17 protein-coding genes are annotated in these 15,359 nt (G+C 68.4%); 4 read left to right on the forward strand and 13 right to left on the reverse strand.

What is annotated here, in order from left to right:
• The first annotated feature begins 26 nt into the window (after positions 1 to 26).
• Positions 27 to 410, forward strand: a complete 384-nt coding sequence (locus tag AAFN88_RS18995) for a response regulator (RefSeq protein ID WP_347522188.1) — start codon at positions 27 to 29, stop codon at positions 408 to 410.
• 173 nt (positions 411 to 583) lie between these two features.
• Here AAFN88_RS18995 and AAFN88_RS19000 read toward each other — a convergent pair whose 3' ends face one another.
• The 9 genes from AAFN88_RS19000 to AAFN88_RS19040 all read right to left on the reverse strand — a co-directional run bounded on the left by AAFN88_RS19000 (position 584) and on the right by AAFN88_RS19040 (position 7,444).
• Positions 584 to 952, reverse strand: a complete 369-nt coding sequence (locus AAFN88_RS19000) for a hypothetical protein (RefSeq protein WP_347522189.1) — start codon at positions 950 to 952, stop codon at positions 584 to 586.
• Between the two features lie 137 nt (positions 953 to 1,089).
• Positions 1,090 to 1,269, reverse strand: coding sequence for a PLDc N-terminal domain-containing protein (locus AAFN88_RS19005; RefSeq protein ID WP_347522191.1), 180 nt, complete (start codon positions 1,267 to 1,269; stop codon positions 1,090 to 1,092).
• A gap of 129 nt (positions 1,270 to 1,398) precedes the next feature.
• Positions 1,399 to 1,833 carry a hypothetical protein gene (locus tag AAFN88_RS19010; RefSeq protein ID WP_347522193.1) on the reverse strand — a complete coding sequence of 145 codons (435 nt, stop codon included), beginning with the start codon at positions 1,831 to 1,833 and terminating at the stop codon, positions 1,399 to 1,401.
• Positions 1,830 to 2,738 (reverse strand): lipid kinase, encoded by a 909-nt coding sequence (locus AAFN88_RS19015; protein WP_347522194.1) that lies wholly within the window; start codon positions 2,736 to 2,738, stop codon positions 1,830 to 1,832. The genes AAFN88_RS19010 and AAFN88_RS19015 overlap by 4 nt, the downstream gene beginning before the upstream one ends.
• A gap of 14 nt (positions 2,739 to 2,752) precedes the next feature.
• Positions 2,753 to 3,739, reverse strand: a complete 987-nt coding sequence (locus AAFN88_RS19020) for an MDR family oxidoreductase (RefSeq protein ID WP_347522196.1) — start codon at positions 3,737 to 3,739, stop codon at positions 2,753 to 2,755.
• 30 nt (positions 3,740 to 3,769) lie between these two features.
• The gene (locus AAFN88_RS19025; RefSeq protein ID WP_347522197.1) at positions 3,770 to 4,156 is read right to left on the reverse strand and encodes a PPC domain-containing DNA-binding protein; all 387 of its coding nucleotides are present in this window, start codon (positions 4,154 to 4,156) and stop codon (positions 3,770 to 3,772) included.
• Positions 4,153 to 4,671 carry a DUF296 domain-containing protein gene (locus tag AAFN88_RS19030; protein WP_347522198.1) on the reverse strand — a complete coding sequence of 173 codons (519 nt, stop codon included), beginning with the start codon at positions 4,669 to 4,671 and terminating at the stop codon, positions 4,153 to 4,155. Before AAFN88_RS19030 ends, AAFN88_RS19025 begins: the two co-directional genes overlap by 4 nt.
• Positions 4,668 to 6,254, reverse strand: a complete 1,587-nt coding sequence (locus tag AAFN88_RS19035; RefSeq protein ID WP_347522199.1) for an acyl-CoA synthetase — start codon at positions 6,252 to 6,254, stop codon at positions 4,668 to 4,670. Before AAFN88_RS19035 ends, AAFN88_RS19030 begins: the two co-directional genes overlap by 4 nt.
• 20 nt (positions 6,255 to 6,274) lie before the next feature.
• Positions 6,275 to 7,444: an acetyl-CoA acetyltransferase gene (locus AAFN88_RS19040; RefSeq protein ID WP_347522200.1), complete on the reverse strand. Its 1,170-nt coding sequence runs from the start codon at positions 7,442 to 7,444 to the stop codon at positions 6,275 to 6,277.
• Positions 7,445 to 7,662: 218 nt separating this feature from the next.
• On the opposite strand from AAFN88_RS19040, the gene AAFN88_RS19045 reads away from it, so the two are divergent.
• Complete coding sequence (locus AAFN88_RS19045; RefSeq protein ID WP_347522201.1) at positions 7,663 to 8,739, forward strand: lipid A deacylase LpxR family protein; 1,077 nt, start codon at positions 7,663 to 7,665, stop codon at positions 8,737 to 8,739.
• 59 nt (positions 8,740 to 8,798) lie between these two features.
• Here AAFN88_RS19045 and AAFN88_RS19050 read toward each other — a convergent pair whose 3' ends face one another.
• From AAFN88_RS19050 to AAFN88_RS19060, 3 genes are read right to left on the reverse strand one after another with little or no spacing between them, the layout of a single operon-like run.
• Positions 8,799 to 10,148, reverse strand: a complete 1,350-nt coding sequence (locus tag AAFN88_RS19050; RefSeq protein WP_347522202.1) for a dihydroorotase — start codon at positions 10,146 to 10,148, stop codon at positions 8,799 to 8,801.
• Positions 10,149 to 10,171: 23 nt separating this feature from the next.
• Positions 10,172 to 11,224: a glycosyltransferase gene (locus AAFN88_RS19055; protein ID WP_347522203.1), complete on the reverse strand. Its 1,053-nt coding sequence runs from the start codon at positions 11,222 to 11,224 to the stop codon at positions 10,172 to 10,174.
• 29 nt (positions 11,225 to 11,253) lie between these two features.
• On the reverse strand, positions 11,254 to 12,033 hold the full coding sequence (locus AAFN88_RS19060; protein WP_347522204.1) for a hypothetical protein: 780 nt from the start codon (positions 12,031 to 12,033) through the stop codon (positions 11,254 to 11,256).
• A gap of 294 nt (positions 12,034 to 12,327) precedes the next feature.
• On the opposite strand from AAFN88_RS19060, the gene AAFN88_RS19065 reads away from it, so the two are divergent.
• On the forward strand, positions 12,328 to 13,263 hold the full coding sequence (locus tag AAFN88_RS19065) for a glycosyltransferase family 9 protein (RefSeq protein WP_347522205.1): 936 nt from the start codon (positions 12,328 to 12,330) through the stop codon (positions 13,261 to 13,263).
• Here AAFN88_RS19065 and AAFN88_RS19070 read toward each other — a convergent pair.
• A complete protein-coding gene (locus AAFN88_RS19070; RefSeq protein ID WP_347522206.1) occupies positions 13,260 to 14,216 on the reverse strand; it encodes a glycosyltransferase family 9 protein in 957 nt (318 codons plus the stop codon). The genes AAFN88_RS19065 and AAFN88_RS19070 overlap by 4 nt on opposite strands.
• 145 nt (positions 14,217 to 14,361) lie before the next feature.
• Between AAFN88_RS19070 and AAFN88_RS19075 the strand changes: the two genes are divergently transcribed.
• A complete protein-coding gene (locus tag AAFN88_RS19075; protein ID WP_347522207.1) occupies positions 14,362 to 15,258 on the forward strand; it encodes a folate-binding protein in 897 nt (298 codons plus the stop codon).
• The last annotated feature ends 101 nt before the right edge of the window (positions 15,259 to 15,359 follow it).

Consider the following 15,359-nt stretch of genomic DNA (forward strand, 5'->3'; position numbering starts at 1 on the left):
CCGCCACGTTGGGGGAAATTGTGTCGATGCGCGTGATGATCGTCGAGGACGAGCCGAATATCGTCGAATCCTTGAGCTTCGTATTCAGCCGGGAAGGCTGGCAGGTGGCCGCGGCCCTGGACGGCGACACCGCCATCGAACGCCTGCTGAGCGAACCGCCGGACGTCCTGGTGCTGGATGTGATGATCCCGCCGCACAGCGGCTTTGAAGTCTTGAAACGGGTCCGCAGCGAGGCTTCCCTGCAAGACCTGCCGGTTCTGGTCCTCACCGCGAAAGGCCAGGAACAGGACCGCCATACGGCGCTGCGCCTGGGCGCCGACGCCTTCGTCACCAAACCCTTTTCCAACCGCGACATCGTCCAGCAGGTGCGCGACCTGGCGAATGGCGATGGCCGCCCGCCGGCCCGCTAGATCGGATCGCGATTAAACGGAACCGCAAAGTGGCCCCGTCTCATCGTGTGAATCCGAACTCTCTCAAAGGTATAGAGCGGGGTCGCAGGGACGGTGGATCGCCTTCGGCGCTTCCAACCGACCCTGATCCGCTCTAGACACCCCCTCTTGACGATGAAGAGGCCGGGCGGAGTTTAGAGGAGCTTCCACTCGCCGCTGGGAACCTTGCAACGGTCGAAGATGTAGCGGAAGGGATCGGCGACGTTCTTGATCTTGATGTCGTGCTGCAGGCGGCGGCAGGGCAGCCCCTTGTGCTCGAAGATGCCGATCAGCTGCACCGAGCCGGTGTTGCCCGACTTCGGATTCGACCAGGTCTCGACCGTGCCCACAGGCACCGACTCATCGCTATAGAGCTTCTCGGCGGTGCCCCTGACGATCTCGATATCCTCAGGCGACAGCTCGAAGCCGGCCCGGGTGAAGGGGTTGAGCTGTGCCTGAACCGGCGCCCCCAGAACTGCCAGCACCACAGCGGCCGCGAGGCCTCCCAAAATGAACTTCGTCACGCCCTGCGCCCTCCGATTTCTTCACGAAACAAACAGGTTGTCGCTGCGGGGGAGTTTACACGACGCGGCGCGCAAATCCATGGATCTCCCGCCCCCTCCTCGGGAGCGACGGCCGGATGCCCGACCGCGGCCGTGCCTCAGCCCTTTGGTCCGGCAAGAAACCAGATGATCAGGCCCAGCAGAGGCAGGATAAGGATCAGCACGATCCAGAACACCTTTGCACCGGTCGAGGCGTTGCTCTGAACGGTTTTCACGATGGCCCAGATATCGGCCACCAGCAGCAGCAGACCGAAGATTCCGCCGACCTCAATACCCATGTTTCTTCACTTTCCGGCTGGTCAAAGATCCAGAATGACATGAGGGGACGGCACCGCAAATGCAATGGATCGCCCCCAAAGCGTCACTCAACCTGCATAATGGCCTGAAATTCATTCTATTCCAATTGCTTATAGTTTGAGCACCCCGTCCAAGCGGCGCCGGGCGTCTTCCGCCAGGGCCGAAGCGGCGGCCTTTTCATCGCCGCGCAGCGGGGCGCGCCGGGCAGCCTCCGCCCGGCTCAGCACCTCCTCCTCCCGCGCCCGGCAATCCGCCAGAAGGGTTTCTTCGGCATCCCCGGCCAGAGCCGCCTTGCCGCGCGCCAGGGCCGATTGCAGCAGGCTGCGTTCCTCCGGCGGCCCCTCGGGGATGTCGTCCTCGGCCAGCATACGCTCGCCAAAGAAGTCGGCCTCTCGGTTGCGTTGCGCCGCGAGGGCCTCAAGGGCCCCGGCGCGGGATTCCTCCGGCAGAGACTCGGCCACCAGCGCGCAGTGACGCGCAGAGGCGCGGCAGGCCTCGACCAGGTCGTGCAGGGCGACAAGACGCTCGTCACGCAAGATGCTCATACCAAGCCTCCTCGCTCTCCAACGGCCGCCGGCGGCGGGGCGAAAACCTCGACAGCGCCCGGCAGCACCTCGACGACAACCGGCGTCATGCCGTCCAGCTCTCCATCGACGTTCACTGCGCGCGGACGCCGGGTGCGCAGTTCGACACGCTTGGCCCGCTTCACCTCGGCCTCCGGCGCGCGCCGCAGCCAGCCGAAGCGCAAGGCCGGCAGGACCCGCAGCATGGCGAGCGGCCCGGCCGGCCGCAAGTAGTAGACGCGCAGCCAACCGTCGTCGATCTGCGCCTTCTCATCCACGGTCATGCCGCCGCCGTAGTGACGTCCGTTGCCCACGGCCACCTGCATGCAGAGGCACCTGATCGGCTCGCCGTCGACCACCAGCTCGGCGCGAAACGGCCGATGCCGCCGAAAGGCCTGCCAGGCGCTCAAGGGATAGTTCAGCACGCCCAGGCGCTTCTTGCGTTCACCTTCGTGCTCGCGCGCCACCTCCGCGCTAAGGCCGATACTGGCGACGTTGAAGAAGGGACGCCCGTCGATGAGGCCGAGGTCGATACGGCGCGTCCGCCCCGCCGCGATCACCGCCGCGGCCTGCACGGTATCGAAGGGAATTTCCAGGGTGCGGGCCAGGTCGTTGGCGGTGCCCAGCGGAAGGATGCCGAAGGGCCGCTCCAAGGACATAAGCGCCGGCGCCGCCGCGTTCATGGTGCCGTCGCCTCCTGCGAGGATCACAGTGCTGTCGCCGCTGTCGCGGATCCGGCGGCGCAGGTCGTCGACACTTTCGGGCGCCGCCAAGGTGACCGAAAGGCCGGCGTCCTCCAGGCGGCGGACCGCCGGTTCCAACCCATTGTCGGCCCCGCCGCTGTGCTTGTTGGTCAACACCAGGACGGAACGCACAGCCTCTGCCAAACCCGTCCCCTTCCTCAAGCCCGGACGTCCACGACGACCCGACCGCGCACCCCGCCTTTCAGGATGTCGCCGCCCAGCGTCAGCAGGTCGGCCAGCTTCGCCTCCACGATCATGCCGTCCAGCTTGTCCATGGGCAGTTCGCACACCAGACGGGCCCAGGCTTCCCTGCGCTCCGCCGGCGGCGACAGCACGGAATCGATGCCCAGCAGGTTCACCCCGCGCAGCAGGAAGGGGATCACCGTGGTCTCCAGCTTGTTGCCGCCGGCCAGGCCCACCGCCGCCACCGAGCCGCGGTAGGCGATCTGCGGCAGCACAGAGGCCAGGGTCGAGCCGCCGACCGCATCGATGCAGCCCTGCCAGCGCTCCTTGTCCAGCGGCCGGCCGCTGGGCTCGGCGATCTCCTGGCGGTCGATGAGCGTCGTCGCGCCCAGGTCCTTCAGGTAGGCGTGGGTCTCGGCCCGCCCGGTGGAGGCCGCCACCCGGTAGCCGAGCCTCGCCAGCACCGCGACGGCGACCGAGCCGACGCCGCCGGCGGCACCGGTCACCAGCACCTCACCCTTATCGGGCGCGGCACCGTGGGCCTCCAGCGCCATGACCGCCAGCATGGCGGTAAAGCCGGCGGTGCCGATGGCCATGGCGCGCTTGGTCGTCAGTCCGTCGGGCAGCGGCACCAGCCAGTCGCCCTTGACCCGCGCCTTCTCGGCGTAGCCGCCCCAATGATGCTCGCCGACCCGCCAGCCGGTGAGGGTCACCTTGTCGCCCGGCTTGTAGCCGGGATGGGAACTCTCTTCGACCGTGCCGGCGAAGTCGACGCCGGGCACGTGCGGATAGCTGCGCACCAGGCGGCCAAGGCCGTTCAGCACCATGCCGTCCTTGTAATTGAGAGTGGAATATTCGACGGCGACGGTGACATCGCCCTCGGGGAGCCGCGACTCCTCCAGTTCGGTGAGTCCAGCCGAGACCTTACCCTCGCTTTCTTCCAGGAGGATCGCCTTGAACATCTTCCTTCTCCCCTGTGTTTTCTCTTCGGCCTAAGCCGGGAGCCACTCCTGCAGGACCAGTTCCAAGGTGATGCAGATGGGATTGGCGCCACGCCGGAAGCGGCCGCCGTAGACCTGGGCCTTGCCGTCGGCGATGGTGCCGCGCAGCTCGGCCCGCGGCTTGCCGCCGGCATCGGGGCGCACCTCGCCGGCCAGCGTCAGGATCTCGATACCGGGGCCCGGCACCTGGATGGTCCTCTCGCCGGCCTCCAGCACCGCGTCGACCAGGCTGCCGACCGCCGAGCGCACCACGGCATGGCTGAGCGCGTGCTCACCGCAGGCCGCCTCCACCGCGGTTACCAGATCCTCGTTGGGACGCAGGCGCACCACGGCAATGCGGCCCAGCTTGCCTTCCTCGAAGGTGGCGCTCCCGCTCATGCCGGCAACCTTGTCGGCTGGAACAGAGGATAGTTGGTCTCGCTGTCGTAGCTGGCGGCGAAGACGGCTTCGCGCAGCGGCGTCGCCAGCGCCACCGCGCCGCCCGCGCCCAGCAGGCAGTCGCCCGGCGGCAAATGGCCGCCGTGCAACCGCCCCGCGGCGTCGACCACCACCGCGTGGCAGTGCAGCAGGGTATCGCCGTCCGGGCCGGGCCCCAGGATGCCGTTGGCGCCCAGCAGGGTTACCGGCCCCTCCAGCCAGGTCGGCGGCCCGTAGGTGGCAACCCTCTCGCCGCTGGGGTCCTCGGCGCCGGTCAGATAGGCCATGCGGTCGATCTCCGCCGCGACCACCTGCACGGCGGCGTGCGCCACATCCCGTTCGGCCAGGGCAGATACCAGGCCGCGCAGCAGGTCCTGGCCGCCGGCCAGGCAGACGCGCAGGTCGCCCGCCGGCGCGGCCCATTCCAACAGGCGGCGCGGCTGCAGGGCTTGGCCCGGCTGGACGAGCGTTCTCATTGCGCCGCCGTCTCTTCCGCCAGGTCGCCGCGCGCGTAGAGCTCGTCGCGGATCAGGTGCTTGGGCACCTTGCCGTAGCCGGACTTCGGCAGCTCCTCCCAGAAGAAGACGCGGCGCGGCTGCTTGTAGCGGGCGAGCTTGTCCTTCAGGAAACCCAACAGCTCTTCCGCGCCGGCGCTCTGCCCCGCTTCCAGCACCACCACCGCGACACCGGTCTCGCCCCATTCCGGATCCGGCACACCCAGCACCGCCACCTCGGCGACGGCGGGGTGGGTCAGCAGCACTTCCTCGGCTTCGCGCGGATAGACGTTGGAGCCGCCCGAGATGTACATGTCGGAGGCGCGCCCGGTGATGGTGAGGAAACCCTTGTCGTCGAGCCTGCCGAGGTCCCCGGTATGGAACCAGCCCTCCTTCAGGGCCTTGGCGTTGGCTTCCGGGTTGTTGTGGTAGCCGGCGAAGACGGCGGGGCCGCGCACGCAGATCTCGCCCTGCGCCCCGGCGGGCAGGCGCTTGCCCCCTGCGTCCTTGATGGCGATCTCCATGCCGGTGCGGGCATAGCCGCAGGAGCCCAGCGGCATCTCGGCGTCGTCCAGGCTGTGCGCCTCGCGCGGCAGCACGGTGATGTTCCCCGTCACCTCGCCCAGGCCGTAGTACTGCACGATCACCTTGCCCAGTTTCTGCAGCGCTTCCTTCTGGTCGGCGCGGTACATGGGCGCGCCGGCGTAGATCACGTAGCGCAGCGAGGAATGGTCGACGCGGTCGACCGCCGGGTGGCGCACCATGCGGGTCAGGATGGTCGGCACGGTGAACATGTTGGTGATGCGGTGCTCCTCGACCAGACGCCAGATCTCTTCCTCGTCGAACTTCTCGCCGGACAGCAGCACCGACTTGGTGCCCCGCGCCACCTGGGAGAGGGCGTGCGCCCCCGCGCCGTGGCTGAGCGGCGCCACCACCAGCGAAGCGTCGCCCCAGTGGGTGGTGCCGGGCATGAGGTCGGCCAGGTGGTTGTTGGTGACGAAGGCAAGCTGGCCGTGGGTCAGCACCGCCGCCTTGGGCCGCCCCGTGGTGCCGGAGGTGTAGAAGAACCAGCAGGGATCGCCGTAATCGACCTCCGCCTCCTCCACGTCGCCGCCGTCATCCTCGGCGACCAGGTCCTCGTAGGCTTCCGCACCGTCTCCCGCGGTCCCGATGACGATGACATGGTCCAGCGCCGCAGAGGCCTCCCGCACCGCCGCGGCGTGTTGCGGGAAGCTGTCGTCGACGATCATCGCCCTGGCGCCCGAGGAGGAACCCAGGTAGGCGACCTCGGCCGGGGTCAGGCGGTAGTTGGTCGGCACCCAGATGCCGCCCAGCTTGAAGGCCGCCCACATGGACTCGAACATCTGGTTGGAGTTCCTGGCCTGCACCAGGATCGGATCGCCCTTGCCGAGGCCCCGTCGCCGCAAAGCGGCGACCAGCGCATCGACGCGGGCGTCGGTCTGTGCCCAAGTCCAGGTCTTGCCGCCCCAAACCAGCGACGTCGCCCCGGGCAGACGCCGCGCCGTGTCGGACAGCAGCCGCCCCAGGTTCATGACGTTGCCCATGCCTCTCTCCCCCGGAGAGCTTACGAGCGCAGCGGTTCGAGGATCGAGACGTAATTGGCCACGGCGGCGCCGCCCATGTTGAAGATGCCGCCCAGCTTGGCGTCCTTTACCTGGATGCCCCCCGCGGCACCGGTGAGCTGCATGGCGGAGAGCACGTGCATGGAGACGCCGGTGGCGCCGACCGGATGGCCCTTGGCCTTGAGGCCGCCCGAGGGATTGACCGGCAGCCTGCCGTCCTTCTCGGTCCAGCCTTCGGCGACGGCGCGGGCGCCCTGACCGCGCTTGGTCAGGCCCATGGCCTCGTACTCCAGCAGCTCGGCGATGGTGAAACAGTCGTGGGTCTCGACGAAGCTCAGGTCGTCCAGCTTCACGGCGGCAGCCTCCAGCGCCTGGCCCCAGGCCTGCTCGCAGCCCTCGAAGAGCGTGATGTCGCGCTTGCTCATGGGCAGGTAGTCGTTGACCTGCTCGGCAGCACGGAAGGCCACCGCCTTCTTCAGGCCGAGGGCGCTCTCCACGTCGGCCAGCACCAGCGCCGCCGCGCCGTCGGAGACCAGCGAACAGTCGGTGCGCTTCAGCGGGCCGGCGACCAGCGGGTTCTTTTCCGAGACGTTGCGGCAGAACTCGAAGCCCAAATCCTTGCGCATCTGCGCCAGGGGGTTCTCGACACCATTCTTGTGGTTCTTGGCGGCGATGCCGGCCAGGGCGTCCGACTGGTCGCCGTGCTTCTGGAAGTACTTCTGGGCAATGAGGCCGAAGACCCCGGCGAAGCCGCCCTCGATCTCGCCGTCCTCCTTCTGGTAGGAGGCCTTCAGCAGCACGTCGCCGATCTCCTTGCCGGAGATCGCCGTCATCTTCTCGACGCCGATGACCAGCACGAAGCGCGCCTTGCGCGCGGCGATGGATTTCAGCCCCTGATAGACGGCGGCCGAGCCGGAGGCGCAGGCGTTTTCCACGCGCGTGGCCGGCTTGAAACGGAAGTGGTCGCTGAACTGCAGCGCCAGGGACGACGGGAAGGCCTGGCGCGAGAACCCCTCGTTGAAGTTGCCGACGAAAATCTCGTCGACCTCGTCGGGGCCGATGCCGGCGTCTTCCAGCGCCTGCACGGCCACCCGGCCGATCAGGGATTCGATATCGTCGTTCTCGTGCTTGCCGAAAGGCGTATGGCTCCAGCCGACAATACAGGCGGTCATCTCAATTCTCCCTTTGGGCACTCCCTATAGGCGGGGCCCGTTGTATTCCGCGGCGCAGCATAGCAAAGCGCCCCCTCAGGGTACAGGGGCGGCAGGGGGCTGCGGCGGCGGCTCGCGGCGCCCGGCGGGGCAAAAAATCCTCCGCAAAGGTGGCCCGCCGGGAATGAAAAGGGTAGGACTGACGTCCAGAATCAGACGCTGACCGCTCAGAGGTAAGTTTGAGGCATTTACGCACTCTTAGGCGCGGCCTCCTATCGGCCCTTTTTCTCGCCGTCTGGCCGCTCGCGGCCGGCGCCCAGGACGGCGCGGCCAAAGAGAGCGCCGACGGGATCGAGGACGCCGATCCCGCCTGGATCATCACCGGCCAGTTCAGCAACGACCTCTTCGGCGGCTCCGACCGCCACTTCACCCATGGCATGCGCCTCAGCGCCCTCTCGCCCGAAGGGATCGTGCCGGACTTCATCGAGGAGGCGGGCAAGGCGCTGCCGATTTTTCCCGACAAAGGCCGCCTGCGGGTCACCTACAGCCTGGGCCAGGAGATGTTCACGCCGGAGCGCATCGAGCTTCGCGAGCTGATCGAGGACGACCGGCCCTATGCCGGCTGGCTCTATGCCGGCGTCGGACTGGTTTCAGCAACCGACGACCGGCTCGACAACCTGGAGCTCAATGTCGGCATGGTCGGCCCGGCCTCGCTCGCCGACAAGACGCAGATCGAATACCACAAGCTGATCGGCGTGCAGGTACCGGAAGGTTGGGACAATCAGCTCGAGAACGAACCCGGCATCGTCCTCTACTACGAGCACAAGTGGCGCAGTCTATGGAAGGCCAAGGAGGGGGACGTACCGCTGCTGGCCGATCTGCCGCTGCTCGACAAGCTGCAGTTCGACGTCACGCCGCATCTCGGCGGCGCGCTGGGTAACGTCTACACCTACGGCGCCGGTGGCCTGACCCTGCGGATCGGCGACGACCTGCCCGCCGACTATGGCCCGCCGCGTATCCGGCCCGCTCTTCCGGGCTCCGACTACTTCCGTCCCAACGACTGGTTTAGCTGGTATTTCTTCGCCGGCGCCGAAGGACGCGTGGTGCTGCGCAACATCTTCCTGGACGGTAACACCTTCCAGGACAGCCACAGCGTCGACAAGTACCCGCTCGTGGCCGATCTGCAGGCCGGGGTCGCGGTGATGCTGGGCGAGCAGCTACGCCTCGCCTATACCCATCTGTGGCGCACCAAGGAGTTCCGCGAACAGGACGCCCCGAATCAGTTCGGCACCCTGAGTCTGTCGGTACGCTTCTAGGGCCGGGCCGATCGACCGCCGCCTGAAGACCGCGGCCTTCTCCTTAGCTTCTTCGAAGTTCAGTCCCCGCCCCCCTGCCGCAGGGTCTCCGTGAAGCGCACGGGGCGCCCCGTCGGGCCGCCCAGCAGTTCGCCGTCGCGCATGGCGACGTGGCCGCGGATAACAGTGGCCATCGGCCAGCCGGTGATGGGCTTGCCCTCGAAGGGCGACCAGCCGCACTTGGATTGCAGCCAGGCCCGCTCGATGTGCTTCTTGGCTTTCAAATCCACCAGCGAGAAGTCGCCGTCGTAGCCGACGGCGATACGGCCTTTGCCGGCGATGTTGTAGATGCGCTGGGCGCCCGCCGAGGTGAGGTCGACCAGGCGCTCCAGGGTCAGCTTGCCGGCATTCATGTGGTCGAGCAGCAGCGGCAGCAATGTTTGAACGCCGGGCATGCCGGAGGGCGAGCGTGGATAGGGCGCGGACTTTTCCTCTCGCGTGTGGGGCGCGTGGTCGGAGCCGACCACGTCGACGATGCCCAGACGCACCGCCTCCCACAGCGCCTCGCGGTGGCGCGCCTCGCGGATCGGCGGGTTCATCTGCGCGAAGCTGCCGACCTCCTCATAGCAATAGGGCGCCGCCAGCGTCAGGTGCTGCGGCGTCACCTCCATGGTGGCGATGTCCTTGGCGGCGGCCAGCAGCGGCACCTCCTCCGCCGTCGTGATGTGCAGCACGTGAACGCGCTTGCCCGCCTCCCGCGCCAGGCGCAGCAGGCGCTTGGTCGAGCGCAGAGCGGTTTCCACGTCGCGCCATTCCGGATGCTGGGAGACCTTGCCGCCCTCTCGGATCATCTCGAAACGCTCGCGCAGCCGCACCTCGTCCTCGGAGTGCACGGCGACGCGGCGGCGCACGTGCTTCAGGATGCGGCGCAAATCATCATCCTCGTGCACCAGCAGCGAGCCGGTAGAGGATCCCATGAAGATCTTGACCCCGCAGACGCCGGGCAGGCGCTCCAGCTCGCCCAATCGCTCGGCGTTCTCCGCCGCCGCGCCGGCGAAAAAGGCGTGGTCGCACCAGGCGCGCCCCTCGGCGCGGGTCAGCTTGTCATTGATCGCCTCTGCGTCGATGGTGGCGGGCGAGGTGTTCGGCATTTCGAAGACCGCGGTGACGCCGCCCATGACCGCCGCGCGGGTGCCGCTCTCCAGATCCTCCTTGTGCTCCAGACCCGGTTCGCGGAAATGCACCTGCGTATCGATGACGCCGGGCAGCACCGTCAGGCCCTTGGCGTCGAAGACCTCGTCGGCGCGCGTCGCATCCAAGGCACCGATATCGGCGATGCGCCCTTCTGCCACCGCCACGTCGGCGGGGACCAGTCCGGAGGGGGTGAAGACCTCGCCGCCGGTGATGATGAGATCCCAGTCCTTGGCCATACTTCTGCCTTCCCTGCCGTTGCTCACGACGCGGCGGCGGCCGGGCGCGCGGCCAGCAACCGGTCGAAGAGTTCAAGATAGCGCCGTACGGCCACCGCCTCCGTAAAGCCTTCTTCGAAACGCGCACGGCCGGCCTGGGCCAGGCGCTCTGCCGTCTGCGGATCGTCGATCAGACGCTTGAAGGCCGCCGCCATGGCGCCGGCGTCGTCGATGGGCACCAGCAGGCCGTCCTCGTCCTCGCGCATCAGCCACGACGGCCCCTGGCTGGCCGCGGCCACCATGGGCAGGCCGTGCATCCAGCCCTCCAGAACCACGCTGCCCAGCGGCTCGTGGCGCGAGGGCACGACATAGAGATCGGCGGCCGCGAAATAGGGCGCGGCGTCATGCTGCCAGCCGAGGAAACGCACTCGTTCGGCAAGGCCGAGTTCGCCCGCCTGACGTTCCAGCGCAGCGCGCAGGGGGCCGTCGCCGGCGAGCCACAAATAGGCGTCGGGAAGCCGCGATACCGCTTGCAGCAGCACGTCGAAAGCCTTGTTCTCGTGCAGGCGCCCCAGGGCGAAGATCAGCGGCGCCTCCGCGGGCGTGCCCAGAGCCGCGCGGTCGGCGGGCGGCGTCGCCCGCCGGTCCTCGACGAAGTTCGGAATGACGTGGACGCGCGCCTCGGGAAAGCCGTGCTTCACGCAATGCGCCTTGATGTCCGGCGTGATGCAGACCAAGTGGTCGCAGTTGCGGTAGTACTTCATGTTGTAGTAACCGCCGAGGCGCGCCAGATGCAGGAAGTCGCCCCTGGGCATGGCGGCGGACGCGCGGTTCATGTAGGTCAGCGCCAAGTCGGGGCGGAACTCGGCGATCTCACGGCGCAGAATCCGCCCGGTCTTGCGATCGAAAAACCCGCCGAAGGGCGCCGTCACCGGATCGATGCCGCCGGCGCGCAGCACCTCCAGGCTCTTCCCGTGCGGTCGGATGACCACGCGCTGCTCGACCCCGGCTCGCTTCAATGCCAGGCAGAGTCGCAGAAAGTGCATCTCCGCGCCACCTTGCGGGGCGCCCGCCAGGGCCTGCAGCAAGCGCGGCATGGAAGCGGTGGAACTCCTCAGAAGCGATTTCAGTGCGCCGCCGCTGCGGGGCGCGGCGGCAGTCCCGCCGCGCGCCGGGCGCGCAGCCGGTTGCGGAACACGATCAGATAGAAAAGGATGAAGAGATAGATGTAAAGCTCCTGCACCTCGCTGGCGTTGTAGAAGATCGTCCCGTCCCAGAGGCCGAGACCGCGCAGACGCTCCGACATCTTGGCGATTTCACCGATCACGGCCACCGGCAGGCAAGCCATCGGCGGCAGAAAAAGCGCGAAGCGTCCCTCGCGGATCGACGGATACCTAAGCGCCAGCAAGGGGATAACGATGCCGCCGACGATAACCCCGATCTCCAGCAAAGTGCGCGGCTTCTGATCCAGCCAGGCCGAGGTGTTGTGCAGGTTGGTCTCGCCCTGGTCGTTGACCGCCTGCCAGCCTTCCGGAGTCAGCCAGCCGATGTAGTGCTGACCCCAGCTCGCTTCCTCGCCGGCCATGTAGACGCAGCCCAGGAGACCGAGCAGAACCCAGACAAAAACCAACGGATCCCGGCGCACCTCGGACAACAGCAGGATGCGCAGCGCAACGACCGCGGCGATCAAGGGAATGATGACGTGCGTCGATTCCAGCGGCGCGGTCTCGCCGACCACGAAATCGCGATAGAAATCCGGATCGAGATGCCAGGTCAGCACCAGCGCAAAGGCGACGGCCAGCGGGAGCCAGAGCGACAGCCAGAGAGGCAGACGCTCGGCTTCCCGCAGGCGCGGCGCGGCCTGCGCCCCGGCGGCGCCCGTGGTGGTATCGCTGTAGTGAGACATTTTTTCCGCGTCCCGGCTGCGCAGAACCTTGCCAAGCGTCCTGCCCTGATGGAGCTGCCAATATGGCAGCTATGCCAGAAAATTCAATCGCATGGGGGAAGCGCACGGGGAAAGCGCACGGGGAAAGCGCCGGGGCCGCCGGGCGGCCGGGAGCGCCTGCCGGCTGGAAATGCCGGGGCAGGCGATGCCGCGGCGCAAGCCCTCGAGGCGGTTGTTGGGATTGCCACGCCGCCAAGATTGCCATGCCGCCGCGCTTGCCCTATCCCTGGAGATCGACCGCGCCCACGGAACCCCATGCCCTCAGACGCTCCTTCCCGCATCCTGGTCATCAAGCTCTCGGCCTTCGGCGACTTCGTGCTGTCGATCGCCAGCTTTCAGGCGATCCGCGCCCACCACTGCGCGGCGGAGATAACGCTGCTGACCACGGCGCCCTTCCGGCCTATGGCGGAAGCCAGCGGCTGCTTCGACCGGGTGTGGATCGACCGCCGCCCGGCCTGGTGGCAACTCGGCGCCTGGCTCGACCTGCGCCGGCAACTGGCCGGCGGACGTTTCGAGCGGGTCTACGACCTGCAGCGCTCCGACCGCAGCGCCGGCTACTTCCGCCTGTTGCCGACGCCAAAGCCCGAATGGGTCGGCATCGCGCCCGGCTGCTCCCACCGCTACCGGCCACCCCAGGACAGGGGGCTGCACATCTGCGACCGTGAAGCACAGCAGCTCGCCCTGGCCGGCGTGCCCCGACCGGGCCTGCCCGACCTCTCCTTCCTGGATGCCGACCTCAGCGGCTTCGACCTTCCGGCGCGCTTCGCCCTGCTGGTCCCGGGCGGCTCGGCGCACCGTCCCGGCAAGCGCTGGCCGGCGGAGAACTACGCCGCCCTCGCCCGCCACCTCTTGGCACAGGATATCGTGCCGCTGTTGCTGGGGGCCGAGGCCGAGCGGGCGGAGATCGAGGCCATTGCCGCCGCCGCGCCCGGCGTCCGCGACCTCTGCGGCAGGACCAGCCTGGAGGCCATTGCCGCGCTCGGCCGCCGCGCAGAGCTTGCGGTCGGCAACGATACCGGGCCCATGCACCTCATCGCCGCCGCGGGCGCGCCCTCGCTGGTGCTCTACTCCCACGAATCGGACCCGGCCAAGATCGCCCCGCGCGGCCCCAGCGTGGCCACCCTGCGCCGCGAGCGCCTGGCGGAGCTGTCCCTGGAAGAGGTGCTTGCCGCCTTGCCGGCGGAAGCCTAAGCGGCCGACACCCGGGCCCAGAGGTTGCGGGCGGCGGTCTCCGCCGCGTCGACGCTGAGGCTTTCCATGAAGCACTGGCGGGCGGCGAAGTCGAAATCCGGCGCGCCGGTCAGTTCCTCGAAGCTCTCCGGCGTGCGCACGAAGGCGGCTTTCGGCCCCCAGGGGCGGTAGCGCGCCTCGGGACTGGGGCCGAAGAGTCCCAGGGTGGGTATGCCCGCTGCCGCGGCGAGGTGCATCAAGCCCGAATCGTTGCCGACGAAGAAGTCCGCGCGCTCCAGGCAGCCGGCGGCCATCAGAAGATCGCTTTTCTCGAAGAGGTTGACCCCGCGCTCCCCTGCCGCCTGCAGCACCGGCCGCGCCTGGAACATCTCCTGCGGCGCCGCCAGCACGGCGATACGCGCGCCGGGCAGGATGCCGTCCTCGGCGGTGAGCCGCAGGGCCAGCTCGGCGAAGCGTTCGGCCGGCCAGGTCTTGCCCTGCCAGTTGGCGGCCGGGGCCACGGCCAGCACCGGCCTGCCGTCGTCCGGCAGCAGCGCTGCCGCCCTCTCGCGCACCGCCGCGGCCAGCCAGAGGCGCGGCGCCGGCGGCGGCGACATTCCGATCAGGTCGCCCAGTTCCTCCACCCGGTGGCGGCCCGGCTTGCGCTTGCCGATAACGTAGCGCCGCCCCGCCGGCACCAGGTAGGAGACCGCCGAGCCGCGCAGGTCGATGACGATGTCCCAGTAGCGGAAGGCCGTGTGGCGCCAGACCTTCAGCCAGTGACGGTTGTAGCTCTGCTTGTCGATGAGGATGATGCGCTCCAGCCCCGGCACGGCGGCGAAGAGCGGGGCCGAGAGGCGGCCCACCGCGACGGTCACCTTGATCCCCGGACGGTGTGCGATCATCTCGCCCAAGAGGCCGGTCGAGAGCACGGCATCGCCGATGCGGGTCGCGGTGATGAAAAGCAGGCGCATGAGGCTCGGCGGGCGGCTTGTCCGGAGAAAAGGGGCTTATCTGCGTTATAGGGCTGCCGCCGGGGCTTGGCAAAGCCCCCTTGCGCCGCGGCAGTAGGGATGCCACCTGTTAGGCGCTGAAGAAATGGGTAGGATTCGGCAAATCATGGCAGATTCCAAAGCGGTCGTGCTGGAGCACCGCGGCGTCCTGCGGATCGGCGGTGCCGAACGGCGCGACTTCCTGCAGGGCATCGTCTCCAACGACGTGACGCGGGTTACCTCGGAGAGCGCGGTCTGGACCGCCTTTCTGACGCCCCAAGGCAAGTTCCTGCATGAGTTCTTTCTGATCGAGCGGGAAGATGCCTTCCTCGCCGACTGCGAGGCCGAACGCGCCGCCGACCTGGCCCGGCGTCTGAAGCTCTACAAGCTGCGCGCCCAGGTTACTATCGAAGCGGCCGACGACCTGGCCGTCGCCGCCCTCTTCGGGGCCGGCGCTCTCGCGAAACTGGAGCTGCCCGCCGAGCCGGGGCGCGCGCGCCCTTTCGCCGGCGGCCTCGCCTTCGTCGACCCACGCCTGCCGGAGCTGGGCGCCCGCATTCTCCTGCCGAAGGCAGGCGCGGAGGCGGCCCTCGGCGAGGCCGGATTTTCGATGACGGCCTTGGCCGACTACGACGCCCTGCGCATCGCCGCCGGAGTGCCCGACGGCAGCCGCGACCTGGAGGTCGAGAAGGCGACGCTGCTGGAAAGCGGCTTCGACGAGTTGCACGGCATCGACTGGGACAAGGGCTGCTACATGGGCCAGGAACTGACCGCGCGCACCAAGTACCGGGGCCTCGCCAAGAAACGCCTGATCCCGGTCGAGATCGCCGGCCCGGCGCCGGAGCCCGGCACGGCGATCACCCGCGACGGCAAGGAGAGCGGCACTCTGCGCTCGGCGGTGGCGCACAACGGCGGCTCCATCGGCCTTGCCCTTCTGCGCCTCGACGCCCTGGCAGACGGCGCGCCGCTGATGGCCGGCGAGACCGAGGTCACGCCCAGGAAGCCTGCCTGGGCAGAGTTTTAGGGTCTATCTTGGGGTGTCACCCTCGGGCTTGCCCCGAGGGTCCAGGGGCAAGCGACAGATGGCCGCCCTGGATGCTCGGGACAAGCCCGAGCATGACATCA

Origin of the sequence: Pelagibius sp. CAU 1746, assembly GCF_039839785.1 — a bacterium.
In the GTDB taxonomy this organism is placed as follows: Bacteria; Pseudomonadota; Alphaproteobacteria; order Kiloniellales; family Kiloniellaceae; genus Pelagibius.

Coding starts and splice junctions, on each gene's coding strand:
- AAFN88_RS18995 (WP_347522188.1), top strand. CDS start 27: ATGCGCGTGATGATCGTCGAGGACGAGCCGAATATCGTCGAATCCTTG.
- AAFN88_RS19005 (WP_347522191.1), bottom strand. CDS start 1,269: ATGGGTATTGAGGTCGGCGGAATCTTCGGTCTGCTGCTGCTGGTGGCC.
- AAFN88_RS19010 (WP_347522193.1), bottom strand. CDS start 1,833: ATGAGCATCTTGCGTGACGAGCGTCTTGTCGCCCTGCACGACCTGGTC.
- AAFN88_RS19020 (WP_347522196.1), bottom strand. CDS start 3,739: ATGTTCAAGGCGATCCTCCTGGAAGAAAGCGAGGGTAAGGTCTCGGCT.
- AAFN88_RS19025 (WP_347522197.1), bottom strand. CDS start 4,156: ATGAGCGGGAGCGCCACCTTCGAGGAAGGCAAGCTGGGCCGCATTGCC.
- AAFN88_RS19030 (WP_347522198.1), bottom strand. CDS start 4,671: ATGAGAACGCTCGTCCAGCCGGGCCAAGCCCTGCAGCCGCGCCGCCTG.
- AAFN88_RS19035 (WP_347522199.1), bottom strand. CDS start 6,254: ATGGGCAACGTCATGAACCTGGGGCGGCTGCTGTCCGACACGGCGCGG.
- AAFN88_RS19040 (WP_347522200.1), bottom strand. CDS start 7,444: ATGACCGCCTGTATTGTCGGCTGGAGCCATACGCCTTTCGGCAAGCAC.
- AAFN88_RS19050 (WP_347522202.1), bottom strand. CDS start 10,148: ATGGCCAAGGACTGGGATCTCATCATCACCGGCGGCGAGGTCTTCACC.
- AAFN88_RS19055 (WP_347522203.1), bottom strand. CDS start 11,224: ATGCCGCGCTTGCTGCAGGCCCTGGCGGGCGCCCCGCAAGGTGGCGCG.
- AAFN88_RS19060 (WP_347522204.1), bottom strand. CDS start 12,033: ATGTCTCACTACAGCGATACCACCACGGGCGCCGCCGGGGCGCAGGCC.
- AAFN88_RS19065 (WP_347522205.1), top strand. CDS start 12,328: ATGCCCTCAGACGCTCCTTCCCGCATCCTGGTCATCAAGCTCTCGGCC.
- AAFN88_RS19070 (WP_347522206.1), bottom strand. CDS start 14,216: ATGCGCCTGCTTTTCATCACCGCGACCCGCATCGGCGATGCCGTGCTC.
- AAFN88_RS19075 (WP_347522207.1), top strand. CDS start 14,362: ATGGCAGATTCCAAAGCGGTCGTGCTGGAGCACCGCGGCGTCCTGCGG.